Genomic DNA, 22,723 nt, shown 5'->3' on the forward strand with positions numbered 1-22,723 from the left:
TCAGTCGCTCAACGCGACCCCAAGGCTGCCCAGGGCCTTCCAGTACCCAGGATAGGTCTTGGCCACGCAGTCCGGGTCCTGAATGCGGATTCCCGCGATTTTCAACCCCGCGAGTGCAAAGCACATGGCGATGCGGTGGTCGGCATGGGTGTCGATCAGGGCGTTGCACGACGTGCCGGCCAGCGCCGGGTCGGCCGCGACCAGCAGGTCATCGCCTTCAATGCTGGCGAGGCCCGGACGGATCGCATTGAGGCCGTCATGCAGGGCCTGTACGCGATCGCATTCCTTGACCCGCAGGTTGGCCAGCTCAGTGAAACGCACCGGGGTGTTGTTGAAGGCAGCCAGGACCGCCAGGGTCGGGATCGCGTCCTGCATCTGCGAACCGACCACGGTGGCCTGCATATTCGGGAACTGCGCGATCACGGCCTGGGCCTTGGCGTCTGGTTGGGTGAAGGCCTGGGCGGCCACGCCGATGTCGATGCGGCCACCGGTCAACACTTCGGCAGCCCACAAGTAGGTGGCGGCGGAAGCGTCGGGTTCGATCAGGTAATCATGGGCGGTGTAGCCGGTGGGGGCCACGCGCCAGGTGGTGTCGTCGACCACATCGACCTGGGCGCCGAAGGCCCGCATGCAGTCCAGGGTCAGGTCCACGTAGCCACGGGCACCGATGTCCTTGCCGGTCAGTGCCACTTCAATCGGCGCTTCGCCGCACGCGGCCAGCATCAACAGGGCCGATACATACTGGCTGGACAAGCCGCCGTCGATCTCGAAGCGCTTGGCCTGGACCGTGCCCACGCCGTGCACCGTCACCGGCGGGCAACCGGTCGGGCTGTCGACCTGGATACCGTTCCGGCCGAGGGTGGCCAGCAGCGGGCCGATCGGACGTTTCTGCATATACGCGTCGCCGTCCAGTACCACCGTGCCTTGCACGGTAGCCACGGCGGCCGTCAGGAAGCGCATCGCGGTGCCGGCATTGCCGAGGAACAACGGCTGCGCCGGCAATTGCAGCTTGCCGGTGCCGGTGACCACGAAGGTGGTGTCGTCCGGCTCGTCGATGGTCACGCCCATCTGGCGCAGGGCCACCGACATATGCCGGGTGTCGTCGCTCTTCAAGGCGCCGCTCAGGCGGCTGGTGCCCTTGGCCAGCGCCGCCAGCAGCAGGGCGCGGTTGGTAATGGATTTGGAGCCGGGGGGCGCGACCTTGCCATTCAGGGGGAAGTTGGGCGGTGTAACGGTCACGGTTTTCTGCGAACTCAAGGTGCAAGGCTCCTGATCAAGGCAAGGTGGTACGGAGTGGCCGACGGGCGGACCCGAATAATCGGCCAAAGGTGCGGTGCTTGTCGAGGCTTAGCGCAAGGCCAGCCAGTAATCATGCAGGGCCCGCGCCGCCGGTTCGATTTCGCTGACGCGTTGTTGATGGGCCGGCACATCGAGGTCGGCCGGCAACTCGAAGTTGTCCTGTTCGGCGCACCAGGAGATTTTCTCCAGCTGTGCGGCTTGTTCGGCCGGCAATTCCGGCCAGTTGCCGATCGCCGCGCCACGGATATAGCCAAAGCACCACTCTTCGGCGAGGGTCACGTCCTGGCCCTGGTGTTCGGTTTCATCGAAGCGCGCCTTGAAGCCCTCGGCGTCAGTCGCCAGTTGTCCGGCCAGCAGGTTGATATGACGCACGCACAGGTCCAGGAACTGCTTGGCCTCTTCGGCGCTTTCCCACTCCGGGTTCTGCCCACCCCAGATCGCCGGGAACCACTCTGCAATATCCACCTGCGCGGGGCTGGACACCAGCGCGGTGAAGTAGCCGTCGAGTTCGGCCAGGTTCAGCACCGAATGGTCGTCGCCGTATTTCAACAGGGTTTCTTCGATGAATTCGAAATCGGCGGGGGCGAGGGGTTGGGCGTGCATGGGCATATCCTTTAAACGTCGAACGCCGCTGATGGGGCGGCTCAAAGCGCGAAGGATGGCGTGTGCCGGGGCTTTTATCCAGCGTCTTTTCCATCGCCGTTGCCAGTCCCGCTTTTGGCCGATGCGCCGTCACGTACCCTTGTTATAGTTCAGGCCTTATCACTCGCCAGCCAGGGATCACTGCCATGTCCGAATATCAAGCTTTCGTCGTCGAACTCAGCGGCAACGTAGCCCATGTGCAGATCAACCGCCCGGAAAAGATCAACGCGATGAACGCCGCGTTCTGGACCGAGATCATCGACATCTTCCAATGGATCGAAGACACCGACGCCGTACGCGCCGTGGTGCTCAGCGGTGCCGGCAAGCATTTTTCCTCCGGCATCGACCTGATGATGCTGGCCTCGGTGGCCAATGACTTCGGCAAGGATGTGGGCCGCAATGCACGCCTGCTGCGGCGCAAGATCCTCGAACTGCAAGCCTCGTTCAGCGCCGTCGACAACTGCCGCAAACCGGTACTGGCGGCGATCCAGGGTTACTGCATCGGTGGCGCCATCGACCTGATCAGCGCCTGCGACATGCGCTACGCGGCTGAAGACGCGCAATTCTCGATCAAGGAAATCGACATCGGCATGGCCGCCGACGTCGGCACCCTGCAACGCCTGCCACGCATCATCGGCGACGGCATGCTGCGTGAGCTGGCCTACACCGGCCGCCCGTTCGGTGCCGAGGAGGCGCGCAGCATCGGCCTGGTCAATCGCGTGTATGCCGACCAGGAAAGCCTGTTGGCCGGCGTGTTCGAGATCGCCCATGAAATCGCGGCCAAATCGCCGATTGCGGTCACTGGCACCAAAGCCATGATCAGCTACATGCGTGACCATACGGTCAATGACGGTCTGGAATACGTTGCCACCTGGAACTCGGCTATGTTGCAATCCAACGACCTGCGCGTGGCCATCGCGGCCCATATGAGCAAGCAGAAACCCGAATTCGTGGATTGACTGACATGACCCCAGGCTGGATTACCACAACGCTGCTGGACAACGACGCCCCCGGCGGCTGGGCCGTCGCCCGCAGCCGCGACGGCTTTTTGCATGACGCCAACGGCCCGCTGTTCCCTCGGGAATGGCTCAAGCGCCAGGAGCTTTCGGTGTTTGCCGAACATGGCATCGGCCACCTCGACGGTGAGCCGGTGTATCTGCTGGAACTCGACTCGGCGGGCGAAGTGCCTGGTTGCAGCTGGCAGGGCCTGCGCGGCTTCATGCTGCAAGGTGATCACACCCTCTACAAAGTGCTGGGCTACGCCGCGCAGATCGGCACCTGGGCGCGGGAGCATCGGTTCTGCGGCAGTTGCGGCCAGGCCATGGTCCAGGTGCCACGGGAACGGGCGATGTATTGCCAGGCCTGCGACCTGCGCAGCTACCCGCGGATTTCGCCGAGCATGATCGTGCTGGTGACCCGTGGCGACGAGATCCTGCTGGCGCGCTCGCCACGGTTTGTCACCGGGGTCTACAGCACCTTGGCGGGCTTTGCCGAGCCGGGGGAGTCGGCCGAAGACTGCCTGATCCGCGAGGTGCGTGAAGAAGTGCAGGTGGAGGTCAGGAACATCCAGTACATGGGCAGCCAGTGCTGGCCGTTCCCCCATTCGATGATGCTGGGCTTCCATGCCGAGTACGCCGGTGGCGACATCGTGCCCCAGGCCGACGAGATCGAGGACGCGCAGTGGTTCAGCATCCACGACCTGCCGCCGTTGCCGGCGTCACGCTCGATTGCGCGTTACCTGATCGACCTCTACCTGGCCCGTCGCCTAGGCCACGCTGAACCAGTGCTGCCAGGCTAGGCGCACGGTCAGGCCGAGAACCACGGTGATAAACACCGGGCGAATGAATTTGGCGCCGCCGCTGATCGCGCTGCGCGCGCCAAAGAACGCGCCACACATCACCGACACGCCCATCGCCAGGCCGACAATCCAATCCACCGAGCCGTTGAAGATAAACACCGACAGCGCCGCCGCGTTGCTGACGAAGTTCATGCTGCGCGCCACGCCGCTGGCCTTCACCAGGTCGATGGGGTGCAACAGCATGGTGCTCACGGTCCAGAATGCACCGGTACCGGGGCCGGCCACGCCGTCGTAGAAGCCCAGGCCGAAGCCCTGGGTGCCTTGCCATTTCTTCTTGATCGGCGCGTCGGCGTCCAATGGCGCCTTGGGCGTGCCACCAAACAGCAAATACACGCCGCAAGCGAATACGATCACCGGCAGCATTTTGTTCAGGGTTTCGGCGGGCAGGTAGTGGGCAACCACCGCACCGGCCAGCGCACCGATCAACGTGCCGATGATCGCATGCACCCACTGGCGCGGGTGGAACAGCTTGCGACGGTAGAAGGTGAAGCTGGCCGTGGCCGAACCGAAGGTGGAGCTGAGCTTGTTGGTACCCAGTACCAGGTGGGGCGGCATCCCGGCGGTGAGCAGCGCCGGGGTGGTAAGCAGGCCGCCGCCACCGGCGATGGCGTCGATAAAGCCGGCGATAAAGGCCACGACGGCGAGAATGGCGAGGGTGGTGAGGTCTACGCTGAGTTCGAAGGGCATGGGGGAGTGCTTATGGTTGGCAGTGCGCAGCAAAACGCTGTGCGAAGGGCTGCCATCTTACCTGCCTGATGTACGCAGAACCAAATGTGGGAGGGGGCTTGTTTCCGTGGCGGCCTTCGGGCCGACCATGTCGTTGGTTTTGACCGAGTACATATCCGTGGCTGCGGTAACGGCCACTTATGGTTTCGCTTTTACAGCGACTCACTTTTGGAGGGACCCAAAAGTAAGCAAAAGGTCCTCGCCCCAACACTCGGCACCTCGCCTAGGCTCGGTGTGCCCTCACTCCGGCTTTGGAGCGTGGGCCGCCGCGATGGGCCATCCTTGGCCCAGCGCGGCTAACCCGGCGTCCTGCCGGGTTACCCACGCTCCAAAGCCTTCGTTCGGGCATACCGAGCCTAGGCGAGGTACCGAGTGGTGGGGCGAAGCGTTTTTGGTTACTTTTGGCGCTTTTCCAAAAGTGACACGCCGTAAGGGCGTAACCATAAGTGGCCGTTACCGCAGCAACGGATATGTACTCATTCCACGCCAACATCCTGGTCGGCTGTCAGGCCGCCATCGGGAGCAAGCCCCCTCCCACATTTTGCCCACGGTGTGTCAGTTGCCTATTTGTGAGTCCCCATCCACTCCAGCGCCGTGCGCCACACACAAATCCCGAGGAAATACGCCGACATCACCGACCACAACCCAAACGTCCACGGGTTGGTGTTGGGATAATCCACCACCATCAAAAAGCTGCAGAGCAACCAGATGGTGGTCACTGCGATATTGATCGGCATGAAGCGCTTGACCCGGAACGGGTGCAGGAACTTCATCGGCGTCACGGTCAGCAGGGCCAGGCCGATCACGGTCAGCAAGGTGACCCAGGCGTCCGGCTGGATGATGTATACGCACAAGGCCACCACGTTCCAGGCGGCGGGGAAGCCGACGAAGTAGTTGTCTTTGCTCTTCATGTTCACGTTGCAGAAGCAGAACAGCGATGACACCAGGATCACCGACACGGTGAACAGGTGGGTAAAGTCCGGCAGGTCGATATAGCGGTAGATAAACAGTGCCGGAATAAACACATAGGTGAGGTAATCGATCACCAGGTCCAGTACCGAGCCGTCAAAGCTGGGCAATACCGTGCTGACATTCACCCGTCGCGCCAGGGAACCATCGACGCCGTCTACTACCAGGGCCAGGCCCAGCCAGAGCAGGCAGGCCTTGGGTGAGTTTTCCAGCAGCGCCAGGGTGGCCAGGAAGGCCAATACCACACCGGTGGCGGTAAAGCCGTGGGCGCCCCAGGCTTTGATTCTGGCTACATGCAGGGTCGATATCACGGGCGGTTCTCCAAAAGGTGAAACGGGGCAGCCGACAACGTGACGCTGTCGAGTCTGGCCGGGGAATGCAGGTATCGACCGGGAAGGGGGTCATAAGGTTCACCGCCCGGCGCATCACATAGCGTAGCAAGCGTAGGACGTTTCGGCATCAGCCTTGGCGAAACACCAGTGCCTTCAGTCCGCTTTGCGCGTCGATATCCGGAAATTCCGGCGGGTTTTGCAGCCGTTCAATAAAGCGCAGGCCCGGTGCTTCGCGGGTGACGCCGTCGATCAGGAAGTCTTCGCCGAAGGCCGGGTCGTTCATGCACGCCAGGACAGTGCCCTGGGCCGTGAGCAAATCCGGCAGGCGACGCAGTACGCGCTGGTAGTCCTTGGTCAGCAGGAAGCTGCCTTTCTGGAAGGACGGTGGGTCGATGATCACCAGGTCGTAGGGGCCGCTGTGGGTGACCTTGGCCCAGGATTTGAACAGGTCGTGGCCGAGGAAGGTGACCTTGCTCAGGTCATGACCGTTCAGGCGGTGGTTATCGCGGCCGCGGCTCAGGGCGCCACGGGCCATGTCCAGGTTCACCACGTGGCTGGCGCCGCCCTCGATGGCCGCGACCGAGAAGCCGCAGGTGTAGGCAAACAGGTTGAGCACGCGCTGGCCCTTGGCCTGTTCGCGCACCCAGTTGCGGCCGTAGCGCATGTCGAGGAACAGCCCGCTGTTCTGCTTTTTGCCCAGGTCGATCAGGTAACGCAGGCCGCCTTCGGTGATGGTCAGCTCGTCGATGGCTGCGCCCACCAGCCATTCCGTGGTGCTTTGCGGCAGGTAGCGGTGTTGCAGCGCCACACTGTGGGCGCCGGATCGGGCCCAGTCGAAGTCGATCAACAGCTGTTTCAACCCCTCCAGATGGGGCGCTTCGGGCTCTTTGAACAGCGCGACCAGCACCACGCCTTGCAGCCAGTCCACGGTCAATTGCTCCAGGCCCGGCCAGCAGCGGCCACGGCCATGGAACAGGCGCCGGGTTTCAGCCGGCGGGCTGGCCAGGGCGGTGAGCAGGTGGGCGTGCAGGGTAGCGAGTGCGTCTGGGTTCATCGTTGAGCGTCGGTCATTGAGCGGGCGGCATTTTAAACACACTGGTGAGGTTTCGGGTTGTTTGAGCACAACGTGCTGGGAAAAAGCCCATGGGCAGTGATTCATGCTCAAAATTCTGTAAACCGCGCCTGATAACAGGCAAAAAATCCTCAAGCGCCGACATAAACTGGAAAAAAAGCCCGGAGGTGCCCATGAACGGTTTCGCGAGTGCAGTGAATCACACAGCCCTGGATCAACCAGAGCTAGACGAATGGCGCGACGCGCTGGCGTCGCTGGTAGCCAATGCCGGCCCTGAGCGCGCACGCCAGATCCTCGATCTGCTGGCCCGCGATGCCAGCGCTCCGCACATCGACTGGAAACCCCGCCACGGTACGCCCTACATCAATAGCATCAGCGTCGAGCAGCAACCGGCGTTTCCCGGCGACCTGGCCACCGAAGAGCGCCTGGCCTCACTGGTACGCTGGAACGCCCTGGCCATGGTGGTGCGGGCCAACCAGGCCTATGGCGAGCTCGGTGGCCACATTGCCAGTTACGCCAGTGCGGCGGATTTGTTCGAGGTGGGCTTCAATCACTTTTTCCGCGCCCGCAATCACGACTTTGGCGGCGACCTGGTGTTCTACCAGCCGCATTCGGCCCCCGGCATTTATGCGCGCGCCTTCCTTGAAGGGCGCTTGAGCGAGGACGACCTGGCCCACTATCGCCAGGAACTCGGTGGCGCCAAGGCCGGGGCGAGTGGGCTGTGCAGTTACCCGCACCCGTGGTTGATGCCTGACTTCTGGCAGTTCCCCACCGGTTCCATGGGCATTGGCCCCATCAGTTCGATTTTCCAGGCGCGCTTCATGCGCTATCTGCAGCATCGCGGCCTGCAGGACACCGCCGAGCGTCACGTGTGGGGTGTCTTCGGCGACGGCGAGATGGACGAGCCGGAAAGCATGTCGGCCCTGACCCTGGCCGCGCGCGAAGGCCTCGACAACCTGACCTGGGTGGTCAACTGCAACCTGCAACGCCTCGACGGCCCGGTGCGTGGCAACGGGCGGATTATCGACGAGCTGGAGGCATTGTTCGCGGGGGCGGGCTGGAACGTGATCAAGCTGGTCTGGGGGTCGGACTGGGACGCCTTGCTCGCCAAGGACGCCGACGGTTCCCTGGTCAACACGTTGTCGAACACCGTGGACGGCCAATTCCAGACCTTCGCTGCCAAGGACGGGGCCTACAACCGCGAACACTTCTTCGGCCAGAGCGCGGCGCTGGCCAGCTTGGTCAAGGGCATGAGCGATGAGCAGATCGACCGCCTCAAGCGTGGCGGCCACGACATGGTCAAGATCCACGCCGCCTATCATGCCGCGCGCCGGGTCAAGGGCAAGCCCACGGTGATCCTGGCCCAGACCAAAAAAGGCTTCGGCATGGGCGAGGCCGGGCAGGGCAAGATGACCACTCACCAGCAGAAAAAGCTCGATCGCGACGCGCTGCTCGCTTTCCGCAACCGTTTCCAGTTGCCGCTGAGCGATGAACAGGCCGAGTCGCTGAGCTTCTTCAAACCCACGGATGACAGCCTCGAGTTGCGCTACCTGCATCAGCGGCGCACGGCCTTGGGCGGTTATGTGCCCAGCCGTAGCCAGGCCGCGGCACCGGTGAACGTCCCGCCCGTGAGCGGTTACGCCGGTTTCGCCACGGCGGCCGACGGCAAGGAAATGTCCACCACCATGGCCTTCGTGCGCATGCTGACCAACCTGCTCAAGGACAAGGCGCTCGGGCCGCGCATCGTGCCCATCGTGGCGGATGAGGCGCGCACTTTCGGCATGGCCAACCTGTTCAAGCAGATCGGCATCTATTCCAGTGTCGGCCAGCGTTATGAGCCGGAAGACATCGGCTCGATCCTCAGCTACCGCGAAGCCACCGACGGGCAGATTCTTGAAGAAGGCATCAGCGAGGCCAGTGCCATCAGTTCCTGGGTCGCGGCGGCCACCAGTTACTCGGTGCATGGCCTGCGCATGCTGCCGTTCTACATCTATTACTCGATGTTCGGCTTCCAGCGCGTCGGCGACCTGATCTGGGCCGCCGCCGACCAGCGCGCCCGTGGCTTCCTGCTCGGTGCCACGGCCGGGCGGACCACACTCGGCGGTGAGGGCTTGCAGCACCAGGACGGCAGCAGCCACCTCACCGCCGCCACCGTGCCCAACTGCCGCGCCTACGATCCGGCGTTTGCCGGGGAATTTGCGGTGATCCTCGACCACGGCATGCGCCAGATGCTGGAACAGGATGTGGACGAGTTCTACTACGTGACCCTGATGAACGAAAACTACCCGCAGCCAAGCCTGCCCGCAGGCGTGGAGGCGGCGGTCATCAAGGGCCTGTATCGCCTGGAAGGCGCCGCCGACGCCCGGGTACGCCTGCTCGGTTCGGGCACCTTGCTGCGTGAAGCCCAGGCCGCCGCGCGGTTACTGGCTGAGGATTGGCACGTGGCGAGCGAGGTGTACAGCGTCACCAGTTTCAGCGAACTGGCACGGGAGGCGCGGGAAGTGGAACGCTGGAACCGCCTGCATCCGCAGGCCGGCAAGCGCGTCAGTCACCTGAATGACTACTTGCCGGCAGGTGCGCCAGTGGTTGCCGTGTCCGACTACGTACGCGCAGTACCGCAGATGATTGCGTCCTATCTGGACTCCAGCTACACCGTGCTCGGCACCGACGGGTTCGGTCGCAGTGATACACGGGCGGCGCTGCGGGATTTCTTTGAGGTGGATCGGCATCACATCGTGCTGGCGGCGCTTACCGCGTTGGTGGAGCAGGGCAGTCTTGAGCGGCAGGTGTGCCAGCAGGCGATTGAGCGGTATGGCTTGCAGGTGGATCGCGCAGCTTCCTGGACCTGCTGATTCCCCCCGTAGATACAACACCGCGTAAATCCGTAGCTGTCGAGCCCCGGCGAGGCTGCGTAGGCCGAGACTCGAGCTTGAATCGGCAGCGCGCCTGACGCAGCCTCGCTGGCGCTCGGCAGCTGCTACGACGGTCACATGCTGCTGGCGATGAGGGGCTGACCGAACACTTCGCGTATAAACCCCGGGGCGATATACCGCTCGTAATGCGCCTCGGACAGCAGGAAAAACTCCCGGTCAATGGCATCGCGCAAATCCGCCAGGCTGCGTTCGCGAAACTCCGGCAACAACGCCAACCCATAGGCGTCCAGCCTGGAAATCACCCGCGCGCCCCGGGCAATCAGCTGGTACGCCCAGCAATACGGCGACTGGTGCGGCATAAAGCGAATCTTGCGGTCTTCCAGTTGCTGGCGCAGGCGCTGCGGGTCGAACACTTCCAGCTTGCTGGCCATCACCTGCACCAGCAACTGCTCAAGGCGCAGCCATACCGCCTGCTTTTCCTCGGCGTTGTAGCCATTCCACTGGATCACTTCATGGTGATAACGCTTGCAGCCTCGGCAGACCAGGTCCCCGTAAACGGTGGAGCACAGGCCGACGCAGGGGGTCTTGATGGTTTGATTGGGCATAAAAAATATCGACAAGTGAAACAACACGGCCCCAGAAAGGGGCCGTTTTTTAATCAATCCCAGCTCAGCGCACCGCCGGTCTGATACTCGATCACACGGGTTTCGAAGAAGTTTTTCTCTTTCTTCAAATCCATGATTTCACTCATCCACGGGAACGGGTTAGTCGTCCCCGGATACTCTTCCTTCAACCCAATTTGCGACAGGCGACGGTTAGCGATGAACTTCAAATAGTCTTCCATCATCGCGGCGTTCATACCGAGCACCCCGCGCGGCATGGTATCCCGCGCATATTCAATCTCCAGCTGAGTCCCCTGCAGGATCATCTGGGTCGCTTCTTCCTTCATCTCGGCATCCCACAGGTGTGGGTTTTCGATCTTGATCTGGTTGATCACGTCGATACCGAAGTTCAGGTGCATCGACTCATCGCGCAGGATGTACTGGAACTGCTCGGCCACGCCGGTCATTTTGTTGCGGCGGCCCATGGACAAAATCTGGGTGAAGCCGCAGTAGAAGAAGATGCCTTCCAGCACGCAGTAGTAGGCGACCAGGTTGCGCAGCAGTTCCTTGTCGGTGTCGACGGTGCCGGTTTCGAACTTCGGATCGGAGATCGAGCGGGTGTATTTCAGGCCCCAGGCTGCCTTCTTAGCCACCGATGGAATCTCGTGGTACATGTTGAAGATCTCGCCTTCATCCATGGCCAACGATTCGATGCAGTACTGGTAGGCGTGGGTGTGGATCGCTTCTTCGAAGGCCTGGCGCAGGATGTACTGGCGGCACTCCGGGTTGGTGATCAGGCGGTACACGGCCAGGACCAGGTTATTGGCGACCAGGGAGTCGGCGGTGGAGAAGAAGCCGAGGTTGCGCATGACGATGCGGCGTTCGTCGTCGGTCAGGCCTTCGGGGTTTTTCCACAGGGCGATGTCGGCGGTCATGTTGACCTCTTGCGGCATCCAGTGGTTGGCGCAGCCGTCGAGGTACTTCTGCCAGGCCCAGTCGTACTTGAAGGGCACGAGTTGGTTGAGGTCGGCGCGGCAGTTGATCATGCGCTTTTCGTCAACGGCGACGCGGGCGGAGGCGCCTTCGAGTTCGGCGAGGCCTTCGGCGACGTCGAGTTTGTCCAGGGCGGCCTTGGCGCGCACGATGGCGGCGGAGTCACTGGCGGTGACGGCGCGTGCTTCGATGGCGGCAGCGGCACCGGCACCGTCGAGGCGGTCCATGTTGGCTTCGCTGGCATGGCCGGCGTTGGCGCCCTTGATCACGGCTGCACCGGTGTCCTCGTTGTCGACTTCATCCCAACTCAGCATTGAAATACTCCCTTCTGTTCTGTTTTGACGGCATGTGAACCCGTCCAAAAAAATACGATCTGCAGGCTGCCAGGCATTGAAATACTGCGCAGAGTGTGGTCGGTGATTACCGATGCTGCACACTATGTAGTGGTCTGTTCTGTTTGTTGGCACACTATATGGTGTGTAACAGAATGGGTCAACGAACAAGAAAGGATCGAACGTCGCAGGGGGTGGCAGAACCGCCGCTGTCCTTCAGGACCCGCCCGCAGCCTCGAGTAACAGCGCTTCAAACACCTGCTGCACCCGTGGCTCATCACTGTGGGCCACGTTGAAACGCATCGAATCGCGATGGGCCGGGTCGTAGCCGAAGAGCGCGCCCGGCGCCAGTACCAGGCTGCGTTTCAACGCTTCCTGGGCCAACCATTCGCCGTTCACACCCGCTGGCAGGCGCGCCCAGATAAACATCCCGCCCTCATAGGCCATCGGCAACTCGCACCCGCAGCGCCGCAGCCATTGCTCCACGCGCCCGCCGGCTTCCATCAGGCGTTGGACCATGCGCTTGCGATGCTTGGCGTAGCTGCCTTCGCTGAGCATGCGGTAGACGATCTGCTCGAACAGTTCCGAGGTCACGCCGCCGCTCATCAACTTCATATTGGTCAGGTTGGCGGCCAGTTGCGGCGCGGCCACCACGAAGCTGACGCGGGTGTTGGCACTGAGGATCTTCGAGAAACCCGACAGGTAGGTGACCTGGTCCAGCCCGGCGAGGGTGGCCAGGCGTGGCGGCGGGTTGGGGTGCAGGTCGCCGTAAAGATCGTCCTCGACGATATGGCAGTGGTACTGCTGGGTCAGTTGCAACAGGCGAAACGCCTGGCTGGGGCTGAAGGAGTGGCCGGTCGGGTTATGCAGCACGCTGGTGGTCAGGTACAGGCTCGGACGGTGTTCGGCCAGCAGTTGTTCGAGGGCGGTGAAATCGAAACCGTCGGGGCGGCGTTGGATGGTCACCACCTTGACGCCGTGCAGCGCCAGGTTGGCGTGGAAGTTGAAATAGCACGGTGCGTCCAGCAGCACCGTGTCGCCGGGCCTGGCGAGCAGGCGCATGAGCATGTCCAGGCCCTGCAGGGTGTTGGGGGTGGTGATGATTTGTTCCACCGGGACCGACAAACCGTCGGCGTGCAGCTTCTGTTGCAGGGCCAGGCGCAAGGGCAGCAGCCCGGCGGGCGTGCCCAGCCCGGCGATGCGCAACGACGGCGTGCGCACCACGCTGCGCATGGCCTGGCGGATGCCCTCGGCGTCCAGCCAGGCTTCCGGCAGGTGGCCGCCGCCGGGGCGCAGCTCGCCGCCGGCGGTGACCAGCGGGCGACGCAGCACGCTGAGCAGGTCCTGGGGCAGCAGGTCGACCCACGCCACCGAGACCGGACGCGTGCTGTCCATCGCCACGAAGTAGCCACGCCCCTGCCTGGAGGTCAGCAGGTTGCGCCCGCGCAGGCGGTCCAGGGCTTCGTTGAGGGTGAACTTGCTGACGCCCAGGGTCTGGGTCAACTCCCGCACCGACGGCAACTTGCTGCCGGGCGCCCATTCGCCGCTCTCGATGCGCTGGCTGAACGCCTCGACGATCTGCTGCACCTTGGGTGTGCCGTCCACGAACGCGATGGCGGATACAAACATAAACTGTCCTTGTGTTTGCCGGTGCTTTTACCGGTGAAGTTTGGCCGGATTAGGCCTGACTTTACCTGCCTTGTGCAACGGCGCTTGCCTACACTGCAGGCCTTCTCACCCTGGGTCCAAGGCCATGACCAGCGCATTGACGCTCTCTTCGTTTCTCTACTTCCTGCTGTTTTGCGCCACCATGACCTTCAGCCCCGGCCCTATGACCCTGCTGCTGTTGAGCTTGGGCTTAAAGGACGGCCTGCGCAGTTCGCTGCCGGCCCAATTCGGCGCCAGTGTGTCGTACCTGATTTCGATCCTGATCTTTGCCGTGGGCTTTTCGGCACTGATCAAGGGCAATCTCGCCATCACCCAGAGCATCCAGATAATCGGCGTGGTCTACATCCTTTACCTGGCCTACAAACAATGGACCAGCAGCGGTGTCGCCATGGATAAGGCCGCTGGAGTAGAGGGCGCACGCCGCTTGTTCGGCAAGGGTTTGCTGACCGGGTTCTCCAACCCCAAGACCCTCATCATGTTCAGCGCTGTATTCCCACAGTTCGCCGGGGCAGGGGAGCAACGTTCGGCGGTGGATATCGCCATCCTCGGGGCGACCTTCCTGGTGCTGCAATTTGCCAGCGGTTGCCTGTATTGCTACTTCGGCCAACGCATCAAGCACGTGCTGGAAAACCCCAGGCGCCGTGTGCTGTTGCAGCGGATCACTGCGGTGCTGTTGCTGGGTGTGGCGTTGATGCTGGCCCGCGGTTTTCCCCACTGAATGGTTTGGATGGGGAATGAGCAGTAGTGGCGAATTGCTGGCGCCCTGATAGACTCCGGGCATTCATCCAGGATTACAGCCCTCCATGCCTGCCGTCGGAGGAAAAGGATTTCCGCTCGCTACCCGTTTGTATAAATCCCGCACCTTAGGGCTGACGCTCGGTTTTGTGTGCGTAGTGTTTGGCATGTATCCGCTGGATCCGGCGCCATGGGTGTGGGCCTGGATGGTGATCAATGCATTTGTCTGGCCGGTCGTGGCCTTTCAGCGCTCGTTGCGTACTAGCCATACGCTGCGCAGTGAGCGGCGCAATTTGCTGTTCGATTCGTTTTGCGGCGGTTTCTGGGTCGCGGCCATGCATTTCAACCCGCTGCCCGGTGTGACGACCCTGTCGATGATGACCATGAACAACGTCGCCATCGGCGGTCCGCGCTTCATGCTGGCGGGGTGGGCGGCGCAGGCGCTGGGCATCGGCACGTCGCTGTTGATATTCACGCCGGCCTTTATCGCCACGACCACCCCGGTCCAGCTCTATGCCTGCCTGCCGATTCTGATGCTGTACCCGCTGGCGCTGGGTTGGATCTGTTACCGCCAGGCGGTGACCCTGGCCCGGCACAAACGCGAATTGCTGGCGCTGAGTCGCACCGACAGCCTGACCGGCCTGCTCAACCATGGCGCCTGGAAAGACCATCTGGAGATCGAGTTCCAACGTTGCCGCCGCGAACAGCAAGGGGCCGCGATTGCGTTGATCGACATCGACCATTTCAAGCTTATCAACGACACCTATGGCCACGTCACCGGCGACATCGTGCTGCGCCAACTCAGCAAAGTGCTGCGCCAGAACCTGCGCGCCACCGACCTGGCCGGGCGCTACGGCGGCGATGAATTCTGCGTGATCCTACCGGGCATGCCGCTCAACCGTGCCACGGAAGTGATGGATGTCTTGCGCGATCGCTTCAACGCGTTGGCGTACGCCCAGGACCCTTCATTGCGCGCCAGCTTGAGTATCGGCCTGGCGCCGTATCAACCGGGGCACGCCGATTCCACCACGTGGCTCAACGACGCAGACCTGGCGCTGTATGAAGCCAAGAGCAGCGGGCGCAACCGGGTCAGTTCGGTGCACGGCACTTGGTTGCGGTCGGTCTAGTGGGGTAGGGTGAGGCGGCACCCCAACAAAAAACAAGGACCGGTTCATGCCCTTCACCTTCCCGCGTACTCTCCTGGCCGCCACGCTGGCCTTGTCCTTCGCACTCCCGGCCTACAGCGCCGAACCCCACCGGCAGATCCAGGCGGACGCCGAACAGTACAAGGCCCCGGCCCTGAAACTGCTGGAGCGCCTGGTGAATATCGATTCGGGTTCCGGCTACGGGCCAGGCCTGACCCAGGTGAGTGACATCGCCGTCGATGAACTCAAACAGCTGGGCTTCACCATTGAACGGGTGCCGGATGCCGCCGCCAACAGCAGCCATGTGATCGCCACCCTCAAGGGCAACGGCAAGGCCAAAATCCTGCTGATGGCCCACATGGACACCGTGTTCAAGGAAGGCTCGGCGGCCGAACGGCCGTTTCACATCAAGGACGGCCGCGCCTATGGTCCCGGGGTGATGGATGACAAGGGCGGCATCGTCGCCGGTATCTACGCACTCAAAGTCCTGAAAAACCAGGGCTTCAAGGACTATGCACAGATTACCTTCCTGCTCGATGCCAGCGAAGAAACCGGTTCCGACATCGCCTCTGAACTGATCCGCAACACCGCCAAGGCCCACGACGTCACGCTGAACCTGGAACCCGGCCGCCCAGCCGACGGCCTGGTGGTGTGGCGCAAAGGCAGTGCCACCGCCGTGGTCGAAGTCAAAGGCAAAGCTGCCCACGCCGGCGTGGCCCCGGAGCTGGGGCGCAACGCCGCCATGGAAGCCGCGCATCAGATCCTGCAGTTGGGCAAGCTGGGTGATGAAGAGAAGAAAACCACCATCAACTTCACCGTCATCAAGGCGGGCGACCGCACCAACGTCATCCCCGACCAAGCCACCGCCAAGGCCGACGTACGCGCGGCATTGCCGGAAGAGTTCGACCGGATCGAGAAGGACCTGGTGCGGGTCTCCGCCAACAAGCTGATCCCGGAAACCGAAGTGACCACCACCCTCAAACGCGGCCTGCCGCCCATGCCGCAGACGCCGGAGTCGGACAAGCTGGTGGCGATTGCCCAGGGGATCTATGGGGAGTTGGGTAAAAAGTTGACCATTGAAGGCAGCGGCGGGGCGGCGGATGCCAGTTTGTCCGCCGGGGTGGGGACGCCGACGTTGGATGGGTTTGGGATTGTAGGGGGGAATATTCATACGCCGCAGGAGTATGCGGAGGTGGAGAGTGTTGCACCGCGGATCTACTTGCTGAGTCGGATGATTATGGAGCTTTCGAAGTGGTGATGAGGTCGCTCACCCATTCATCGTGGGATGAGCACGCTTTTGTGGCGAGGGAGCTCGCCACAGGGGATTGTGGTTTGCCAGGGGGAGTTGCGGTGGGACTACCAAGTTGACTGGTCTTCGAGGCTGGCTTTTTGGAGGTCGTCTTTCCAGACCTCGTTCGCTAAACGATAGATTTCGGAGAATAAACTTCGGGGGTCTTCTATTTCAGTCTCGTCCCAAGCCATCGTTGAGTACTCCTCTGGATCGTTCTCAAAGTAAGAGTGGAAGTTATAGTTTTCCGTATGTAAAGCAAGGGATAAGTTCTCAACTAGCTTGTATCTGTGACGATAGGAAAGCTTGTTGTATGGATCTAGGCAATATTTGAGTATGAGACTTTCCCTGTCTTTACTGTCGTTAGGGTTGTAGTGGGATAGTTTTTCTCCCTTGGTTTCCTCTTGGTCGTAAATATCAAAAATACCCACGAAATAGTACAGGCTAGCGTCGAAAGGTATTTGGTCTGAAGAAGGATGGAATAGCATTTGTTATTCCTTAGTAGGAAATAGAGTAAAGGGTGTGCCGTCTTCACGAAATTTCATCTCGGCGCCATTCATTGATGGGTTGAAGGTTGGGTTATTTTTGTCTTTCTTGTTGGGTTTGTAGCCGCGTCCTGCTCCTGGTAGTTCTAAACGTACGATATCGTTTTTCTTGTCATCAATGCCCGTGTAAAGCGGTAGTCCCCTTTCAGCCCTGGAGGTGGCTTTCGTCCATGCCTGGAGTTGGAGTTTCCAGCTATTGAATTGTGAGCTTGGGACCCCCATTTTGTTTTTCGGAGTATTACCCGTTATTGGATCCTTCCCATCTATTGATCGTCGACTCATTTTGGTGTCCTGTACCTCTGGCCCGTGTTTACCGACCATATGCATGTCGTACTTTGCTTCGTATTCCAAGACTCGGTTCTTCGCATTGGCCTCGGTTAGCTCCTCAATTCTCGCCTGTCGCTGCACACGTGTCAGTTGCGGTAGTGCGGGCTCTCCGTGATCAACACCTCCAGTTGGGTTTTGAGCGGTAGGCCTTGGTTTGCAACCATCTGCCCCCGGGCAGGTGCTTAACCCCAGCGGATCAATCCACCCCGTAGGATTGGGCACGTACTGGTACGCGTTGATCCCACCCGCTAACTTCACCTGATCAGGCGTCAGGTAACACCCAATATCCGGATTGTAGTAGCGATGACGGTTGTAGTGCAGCCCGCTTTCCTGATCAAAGTACTGACCCTGGAAACGCAGCGGGTTGTCGATTGTTCCTTTGTCGAGTCGGCTGATCTGGCCGTAGGCGCGGTAATGCGCGGACCAGACGATTTCGCCGTCGGGGTCGGTGAGTTCCTGCGGTGTGCCGAGATGGTCGAGTTGGTAGTGGTACGGCTTCGTTTCTTCTGGGCCGAAACCTTCCAACAGGGCCAGTGGACGAAAGCTGTCGGGTTCATAGAGATAGCTGCGATGGCGATCCGCATGGTGTTCGGCAATCAGCCTGTCGCCTTGCCAGAAAAACTCCGTCGTTAGGCCGTCCACGGTTTTGCTGATGCGCCGCCCAAACGGGTCATAGCGATAGCTGGCGGTTTGGCCGTTGGGTTGGGTGAGGCCTATCAGCCGATGCTGGCAGTCGTAGCGGTATTCGGTGACGAGTGCGTGCCCACGACCCCGCCGTTCACGGATCAGGTTCCCGAAGGCGTCATAGTCGTAGTGGCGGTCGCCCTGGATCATCAGGCGGTTGCCGGCGACGATGTCGGGGCCGGGGCGGTCTTGCATCAGCAGGTTGCCGGCCCGTGTGTGGCCGAAGCGTTCCTGCAGGTCTTGGGAGTGGTCGGCGCGGGTGAGGCGGCCTAGTGGGTCGTAGTGGTAGTGGTGTTCGCCTTTGCGCGTGTCGAGCAGGCGGGTGAGGTTGCCGGTTTTGTCATAGTCGTATTGGCGTTGGTAGAGGTGGTCCTGTTGCTGGGTGATTGCGTGGGCGTGCAGGCGGTGTTGGTCGTCGTAGTGGTAGTGGCTGAGGAGTTGGCCTTGTTGGCGCTGATGTTCCTGGCCGGCCTTGAACAGATGAGACGTCAGCAGCGCGCCGTTTAATTCGATGGTGGCGAGGTGGCCGCCTTTCGCATGGTTAAAAACCAGTCGGTTGTTATCGGGTAGGCGCAGGTGTTGAAGCTGGCCGCAGGCGTCGTAGCCGTAGCGCAAGGTGCCCCAGCCCTGGTGTTCGGCGGTGAGGCGGTTTTGGCTATCGTATTCGTAGGCGAGCGCCCAGTGGCCGTCGTCGACGCTGAGGAGGTTGCCCTGACGGTCGTAGGCATATTCAACAAGGCTGCCGTCGGGCAGGGTTTTTCTGACGAGGTGTCCGGCGTGGTCTCGCTCGTAACGGGTAACGAGCTGACTACCATCGTCACCGTGTTCGGTCTTTTCCTGCAGGTTGCCGTTGAGGTCGTAGACGTAGGCCGTACGCTGCCCGTCAAAGCCGGTTTCCTGCTGGATCAGGCCATTGGGGTGGTAATCAAGTCGGTAGGTCTCGCCGACCTCGTTTTCGATCTCGGTCAGCAATAACCGCACGTTATCGTAGCGGTACTTGACCTGAGTGCCATCAGCGTTGATGCGCCGACTGATCAGGTGCAACCCGTCGGCGTATTCGTAGCGGGTGACGTGGCCCAGTTCGTCGCGTTCGGCGGTGATTTTTCCGTAGGGGTTGTAGCTGTATTCCCGACACGCCCCACCGGGCAGCACCACGCGAACCAAGCGACCCACGCTGTCCCACTGATACTGGGTCAGCGCGCCATGCTCATCCGCGCGCGCCACCTGACGGCCAAGATCGTCATAGCGATACCGCTTGATCCCGCCATTGGGCAACTGCTCCTTAACCAGTTGCCCCCGCTCATTCCACACCAGCCGCTGACAACTGTGATCCGGGTACCAAACCCCAACCAGTTGCCCGTATTTGTCGTAGCTGTAATCCGTAACATGTCCGTCGGGATCGATCTTACGAATGACATCGCCCTGGTCGTTACGCTCGTACTTCCAGACCGCCAGACCCCGCCTTACAACCCGTACGAAGCCATTGTCATGCTCGTAGGACGTCGGCTCATCATCCCCGGGAAACAACGCCACCAAGTGTCCGGCGTCGTCGTACTGATACGCCGTCACCGCCCCCAGCGGATCCTGCTCAACCGTCAGCCGGCCTTTGGCGTCGTAGGATTTGAAATGCTGGGCACCGTCCGGATCAATCCGCTGCACCAGCCGCGCCCGGTCGTCATGGACATACACTTCCTGACTGCCATCGGCGTTGTGCAGCGTGACACGGCCGTCGTCCCCCCAGACATACCGCGTATCCATCTGGGAAAAACTGGCCCAATGCCGCACACATCGCGCAGCCTTGCCCGGCCGTTCCCATTCCCAAAAGAAACTCGCCCCACCGGCCAGTCCACGTTCAAGAATCACGTGCTGATCGTCGTAGCGATAAACCTCGCTTTCACCTACCGCATTGGTCGCCGAAACCAGCCGGCCAGCGTCGTCATAGGCGTAGGAAACAATGCTCTGCTCAGTAAGCCAGACATACGGGCCACGGCCTTCGGCCCGCTGCACCTGGTAGTCCACCGCCACGATGCGGTCCGATTCATAGCGCAGGAACAGCGCACACCCCGCACCGTTATCAAGCCGCTCAATCCGCCCCAGAAAATCCCGAGCAATCCGCAACCGGTTGTCGTAGGCATCACTGATCGAGACCAGCACACCGTCGCGAAATTGATAAAACCGTGATGCCTGGGCCAGCACTAATTCATCTGGCGATGCGCCCAAATAGATCGCTGCTTCGGCCAAGCTGTTGGTGATTGCAGGCCGAGCAACGGTCGGCATCGGAAACGAAGTACTGCGATTCTCATGGTCCGTCCACACCACCGAATCGCCTGAAACAGAAAGCCGATGCGCCAGCGAATGACTCCAGCCAAACCCCAACCCGACATCCACTTCCACCGCACTGGTGCGGTACAACCGTGTCCACTCGAACGGCAAGATTCCATCCAACGTGCCGTCGGTGAGGGTGAGCAATTCCTCCCCGGTAACCATCGACACGGGGCAGCCGTTGGTGACGGTCTTATCCGAAGGGGCCGCCGCATCCCCGTTCGGGTTCTTCCCTGAAACGGGCACATCATCGACAGGCTCCTGCCTGACCAACACCGTCTGCTGAGTCTTCCTGCGAACCGCCGGCACCGGGTTCGAAACCACATGCTCCCCAACCTTCAACGGCGCAACCGGTACAGTCTTGATCGCTGTCGCGGGGCCACCGAGCAGCAAAGGCTTCACCGCCTCGACATGCGCGTCCAACGTCGGCTTTACAAGCTGCTTGGCCAGCAACTCCAACAACTCCCGCGCGCGCTTGGATTTGATAGCGCTCAGCACTTGAGCCCCCAGCCGCGCCACCACCCCCATCGCACCCAATACACGAATCAACAGCAGATTGATCAGGACCTCGCCAGTGATCTCACCCCACAGTTCAGTCATCTGCGGCGGTGGCAGCAGGCGCATCCAACTGACCATCGCCGACAGGTAGATAAACAACAGCGGCTCATCGCTGAGCACCAGCAAACCATTGGCAATCGTGTCGTTGCCGAGCTTCAGCAGTTCATCAAGTTCGGCCTGGGAGAGGTAGGCCAACAGCTTTTCGCCGTTGGGCTTGAGGTCCGCCAGCAGGTCATACAGCTGCGTAACGTTGTCCCACACATTGAAGAGGGCTTTTCCAAGGCCGCTGAAAAACGCTGCTTCCAGCATTCGGCGCCGATCGAGGGGCTTGGCTTCGGCATAGTCTTTCCACTGATCCTGGAAAGTGCGGGTCCACTCTTCACGCAGGCGCGCCTCCAACCCCACGATCACCGACTGATAAGACCCATACAGCGCCTTGACGTGATCCCTGGAAACGTTGGGATAGAAGGTGATCCGGTACGGCTGGTTGCGATCACACTCGGTGATTTCGAGGAGGCCGCTGGGGCCGATGGTCTTGTGGATCGGCTCGCCCAAGGGGCCGCCATTGGGATCGACGCGCTGCAGCATCACCGGCGTGTCGCCGATGGGCACGAAGCGCGTGCTTTGGAACATATGCACCAGCGTCAGGGTGCCATTGGCCGGGCACGTGGCGACGGTGCTGCTGGGGATGATTGAGCGATTGATCGGTGCGACCAGCGCCACCTCATCGCCGACCTTGAAGACCTGCTCGACCTCCAGCGCCGAGAAGCGCCAGAAGCTTTGCGCCCAGTCATCGAATGTATTCAGGCATTCGCGAAAGTCACGGAAGACGCTTTCAACGTCGACCGTCTTCACATCCATCGGGGCCAGGGCCAGCCTGCCAATGGCCGGGTTCAAGAGGCAGCCCCTTCAACCAGGGCTTTAACGAAAACCACCATCTGCAATCCCTCGCACTGTGTATTCAGGCGAGGGACTTTGCAGCGGTTTTCAGGCTGGGGCTGTAGAGCTTATCTTGCCGTTACGTGGGAGCTTTCAGCGGCTATCGTCCCTTTTGGGCGACGTATCAAAAAGCCTTCAGCGCTGCGCGAACGCCAGGTTCAACCCCAGCCCTGCAAACGCCGCCGCAAAACTGCGGCGCAGCCAGTTCTGCACCCGTGGCGACTCGATTACCGCGCGGCGAAACCCGTTGGCCAGCAGGCCGTAGATCACAAACACCGCAAATGTCATTGCCATGAACACCGCGCTCAGCACCAGCATTTGCACGGCGGCTGCCGTGCTGCCGGGCGTGACGAACTGTGGCAGGAAGGCCAGGAAGAAAATGGTCAGTTTGGGGTTGAGAATATTCAGCAGGAAACCGCGCAGCATCAAACTGCACGCGGTGGCGACTGCCGGTGCGTCATTCATGGCGAAGGCCGAGCGATCACGCCAGGTGGCGTACGCCAGATACAGCAGATAGGCGACGCCAGCGTATTTCAGGACTTCGAAGGCCAGCGCGCTGGTATGCAGCAGTGCGGAAAGGCCGAGCACGGATGCCAGCAAGTGCGGGAGGATACCGGCCGTACAACCCAGCGCGGCGAACACACTGGCGCGCTTGCCAGCGGTGAGGCCTGTGGACACGGTAAAGATCACGCCGGTGCCGGGGATCAGTACGACAATCAGGCAGGTGATGAGGAAGTTCAGGCTGAGCATGGCATTCAAACTCCGTGTACGAATGAGGGATGACAGATCCTGTCACGTTCGGCCCGGGTTGGCG

General features: G+C 61.3%; 17 protein-coding genes. 6 read left to right on the forward strand and 11 right to left on the reverse strand.

Annotated elements, in window-relative coordinates:
* Positions 1 to 1,257, reverse strand: coding sequence for a 3-phosphoshikimate 1-carboxyvinyltransferase (aroA, locus tag F6S08_RS14710; protein ID WP_315871798.1), 1,257 nt, complete (start codon positions 1,255 to 1,257; stop codon positions 1 to 3).
* A 90-nt stretch (positions 1,258 to 1,347) separates the two neighbouring features.
* Positions 1,348 to 1,902: a UPF0149 family protein gene (locus F6S08_RS14715; protein ID WP_315871799.1), complete on the reverse strand. Its 555-nt coding sequence runs from the start codon at positions 1,900 to 1,902 to the stop codon at positions 1,348 to 1,350.
* Positions 1,903 to 2,087: 185 nt separating this feature from the next.
* Here F6S08_RS14715 and F6S08_RS14720 point away from each other — a divergent pair, with 185 nt between their 5' ends.
* Together F6S08_RS14720 and nudC are read left to right on the forward strand one after the other, a co-directional pair.
* Entirely contained in the window at positions 2,088 to 2,900 is an 813-nt protein-coding gene (locus F6S08_RS14720; protein ID WP_315871800.1) for a crotonase/enoyl-CoA hydratase family protein, read from the forward strand.
* Positions 2,901 to 2,905: 5 nt separating this feature from the next.
* A complete protein-coding gene (gene nudC, locus F6S08_RS14725; RefSeq protein WP_065927825.1) occupies positions 2,906 to 3,739 on the forward strand; it encodes an NAD(+) diphosphatase in 834 nt (277 codons plus the stop codon).
* Here nudC and F6S08_RS14730 read toward each other — a convergent pair.
* The 3 genes from F6S08_RS14730 to F6S08_RS14740 all read right to left on the reverse strand — a co-directional run bounded on the left by F6S08_RS14730 (position 3,707) and on the right by F6S08_RS14740 (position 6,880).
* The gene (locus F6S08_RS14730; protein WP_065927824.1) at positions 3,707 to 4,486 is read right to left on the reverse strand and encodes a TSUP family transporter; all 780 of its coding nucleotides are present in this window, start codon (positions 4,484 to 4,486) and stop codon (positions 3,707 to 3,709) included. The genes nudC and F6S08_RS14730 overlap by 33 nt on opposite strands.
* Positions 4,487 to 5,088: 602 nt before the next feature.
* Positions 5,089 to 5,805 carry a phosphatidylcholine synthase gene (gene pcsA / locus F6S08_RS14735; RefSeq protein WP_027606368.1) on the reverse strand — a complete coding sequence of 239 codons (717 nt, stop codon included), beginning with the start codon at positions 5,803 to 5,805 and terminating at the stop codon, positions 5,089 to 5,091.
* A 148-nt stretch (positions 5,806 to 5,953) separates the two neighbouring features.
* Positions 5,954 to 6,880 (reverse strand): class I SAM-dependent methyltransferase, encoded by a 927-nt coding sequence (locus tag F6S08_RS14740; RefSeq protein ID WP_065927823.1) that lies wholly within the window; start codon positions 6,878 to 6,880, stop codon positions 5,954 to 5,956.
* Between the two features lie 191 nt (positions 6,881 to 7,071).
* Here F6S08_RS14740 and mdeB point away from each other — a divergent pair, with 191 nt between their 5' ends.
* The gene (gene mdeB / locus F6S08_RS14745; RefSeq protein WP_315871801.1) at positions 7,072 to 9,750 is read left to right on the forward strand and encodes an alpha-ketoglutarate dehydrogenase; all 2,679 of its coding nucleotides are present in this window, start codon (positions 7,072 to 7,074) and stop codon (positions 9,748 to 9,750) included.
* 134 nt (positions 9,751 to 9,884) lie between these two features.
* Here the strand turns inward: mdeB and F6S08_RS14750 are convergent, their stop codons facing one another.
* From F6S08_RS14750 to F6S08_RS14760, 3 genes are all read right to left on the reverse strand, one after another.
* The gene (locus F6S08_RS14750) at positions 9,885 to 10,376 is read right to left on the reverse strand and encodes a DUF1289 domain-containing protein (RefSeq protein WP_065948623.1); all 492 of its coding nucleotides are present in this window, start codon (positions 10,374 to 10,376) and stop codon (positions 9,885 to 9,887) included.
* 53 nt (positions 10,377 to 10,429) lie between these two features.
* Positions 10,430 to 11,680 carry a ribonucleotide-diphosphate reductase subunit beta gene (locus tag F6S08_RS14755; protein ID WP_046067981.1) on the reverse strand — a complete coding sequence of 417 codons (1,251 nt, stop codon included), beginning with the start codon at positions 11,678 to 11,680 and terminating at the stop codon, positions 10,430 to 10,432.
* Between the two features lie 234 nt (positions 11,681 to 11,914).
* A complete protein-coding gene (locus F6S08_RS14760) occupies positions 11,915 to 13,327 on the reverse strand; it encodes a PLP-dependent aminotransferase family protein (RefSeq protein ID WP_074846512.1) in 1,413 nt (470 codons plus the stop codon).
* 124 nt (positions 13,328 to 13,451) lie between these two features.
* Here F6S08_RS14760 and F6S08_RS14765 point away from each other — a divergent pair, with 124 nt between their 5' ends.
* The 3 genes from F6S08_RS14765 (at position 13,452) to F6S08_RS14775 (ending at position 16,504) form a co-directional block, all read left to right on the forward strand.
* Entirely contained in the window at positions 13,452 to 14,084 is a 633-nt protein-coding gene (locus tag F6S08_RS14765) for a LysE family translocator (protein WP_065923925.1), read from the forward strand.
* 85 nt (positions 14,085 to 14,169) lie between these two features.
* A complete protein-coding gene (locus tag F6S08_RS14770) occupies positions 14,170 to 15,228 on the forward strand; it encodes a diguanylate cyclase (RefSeq protein ID WP_315871802.1) in 1,059 nt (352 codons plus the stop codon).
* Between the two features lie 46 nt (positions 15,229 to 15,274).
* Positions 15,275 to 16,504: a M20/M25/M40 family metallo-hydrolase gene (locus F6S08_RS14775; RefSeq protein WP_315871803.1), complete on the forward strand. Its 1,230-nt coding sequence runs from the start codon at positions 15,275 to 15,277 to the stop codon at positions 16,502 to 16,504.
* A 98-nt stretch (positions 16,505 to 16,602) separates the two neighbouring features.
* On the opposite strand, the gene F6S08_RS14780 is transcribed toward F6S08_RS14775, so the two are convergent.
* The 3 genes from F6S08_RS14780 to F6S08_RS14790 form a co-directional block, all read right to left on the reverse strand.
* Entirely contained in the window at positions 16,603 to 17,022 is a 420-nt protein-coding gene (locus F6S08_RS14780) for a hypothetical protein (protein WP_141606241.1), read from the reverse strand.
* Positions 17,023 to 17,025: 3 nt separating this feature from the next.
* A complete protein-coding gene (locus tag F6S08_RS14785) occupies positions 17,026 to 21,831 on the reverse strand; it encodes an RHS repeat-associated core domain-containing protein (RefSeq protein WP_315871855.1) in 4,806 nt (1,601 codons plus the stop codon).
* Between the two features lie 213 nt (positions 21,832 to 22,044).
* Positions 22,045 to 22,659, reverse strand: a complete 615-nt coding sequence (locus tag F6S08_RS14790) for a LysE family translocator (protein ID WP_065947550.1) — start codon at positions 22,657 to 22,659, stop codon at positions 22,045 to 22,047.
* Positions 22,660 to 22,723: the final 64 nt, after the last annotated feature.

The sequence above is a fragment of the Pseudomonas sp. JV449 genome, from assembly GCF_032424295.1.
Classification (GTDB): Bacteria; Pseudomonadota; Gammaproteobacteria; order Pseudomonadales; family Pseudomonadaceae; genus Aquipseudomonas; species Aquipseudomonas marginalis.

Excerpts from the sequence above, each read along its gene's own strand:
- F6S08_RS14715 (WP_315871799.1), bottom strand. The coding sequence starts at position 1,902 with ATGCACGCCCAACCCCTCGCCCCCGCCGATTTCGAATTCATCGAAGAA.
- F6S08_RS14720 (WP_315871800.1), top strand. The coding sequence starts at position 2,088 with ATGTCCGAATATCAAGCTTTCGTCGTCGAACTCAGCGGCAACGTAGCC.
- nudC (WP_065927825.1), top strand. The coding sequence starts at position 2,906 with ATGACCCCAGGCTGGATTACCACAACGCTGCTGGACAACGACGCCCCC.
- F6S08_RS14730 (WP_065927824.1), bottom strand. The coding sequence starts at position 4,486 with ATGCCCTTCGAACTCAGCGTAGACCTCACCACCCTCGCCATTCTCGCC.
- F6S08_RS14740 (WP_065927823.1), bottom strand. The coding sequence starts at position 6,880 with ATGAACCCAGACGCACTCGCTACCCTGCACGCCCACCTGCTCACCGCC.
- mdeB (WP_315871801.1), top strand. The coding sequence starts at position 7,072 with ATGAACGGTTTCGCGAGTGCAGTGAATCACACAGCCCTGGATCAACCA.
- F6S08_RS14750 (WP_065948623.1), bottom strand. The coding sequence starts at position 10,376 with ATGCCCAATCAAACCATCAAGACCCCCTGCGTCGGCCTGTGCTCCACC.
- F6S08_RS14755 (WP_046067981.1), bottom strand. The coding sequence starts at position 11,680 with ATGCTGAGTTGGGATGAAGTCGACAACGAGGACACCGGTGCAGCCGTG.
- F6S08_RS14760 (WP_074846512.1), bottom strand. The coding sequence starts at position 13,327 with ATGTTTGTATCCGCCATCGCGTTCGTGGACGGCACACCCAAGGTGCAG.
- F6S08_RS14765 (WP_065923925.1), top strand. The coding sequence starts at position 13,452 with ATGACCAGCGCATTGACGCTCTCTTCGTTTCTCTACTTCCTGCTGTTT.
- F6S08_RS14770 (WP_315871802.1), top strand. The coding sequence starts at position 14,170 with ATGCCTGCCGTCGGAGGAAAAGGATTTCCGCTCGCTACCCGTTTGTAT.
- F6S08_RS14775 (WP_315871803.1), top strand. The coding sequence starts at position 15,275 with ATGCCCTTCACCTTCCCGCGTACTCTCCTGGCCGCCACGCTGGCCTTG.
- F6S08_RS14780 (WP_141606241.1), bottom strand. The coding sequence starts at position 17,022 with ATGCTATTCCATCCTTCTTCAGACCAAATACCTTTCGACGCTAGCCTG.
- F6S08_RS14785 (WP_315871855.1), bottom strand. The coding sequence starts at position 21,831 with ATGGATGTGAAGACGGTCGACGTTGAAAGCGTCTTCCGTGACTTTCGC.
- F6S08_RS14790 (WP_065947550.1), bottom strand. The coding sequence starts at position 22,659 with ATGCTCAGCCTGAACTTCCTCATCACCTGCCTGATTGTCGTACTGATC.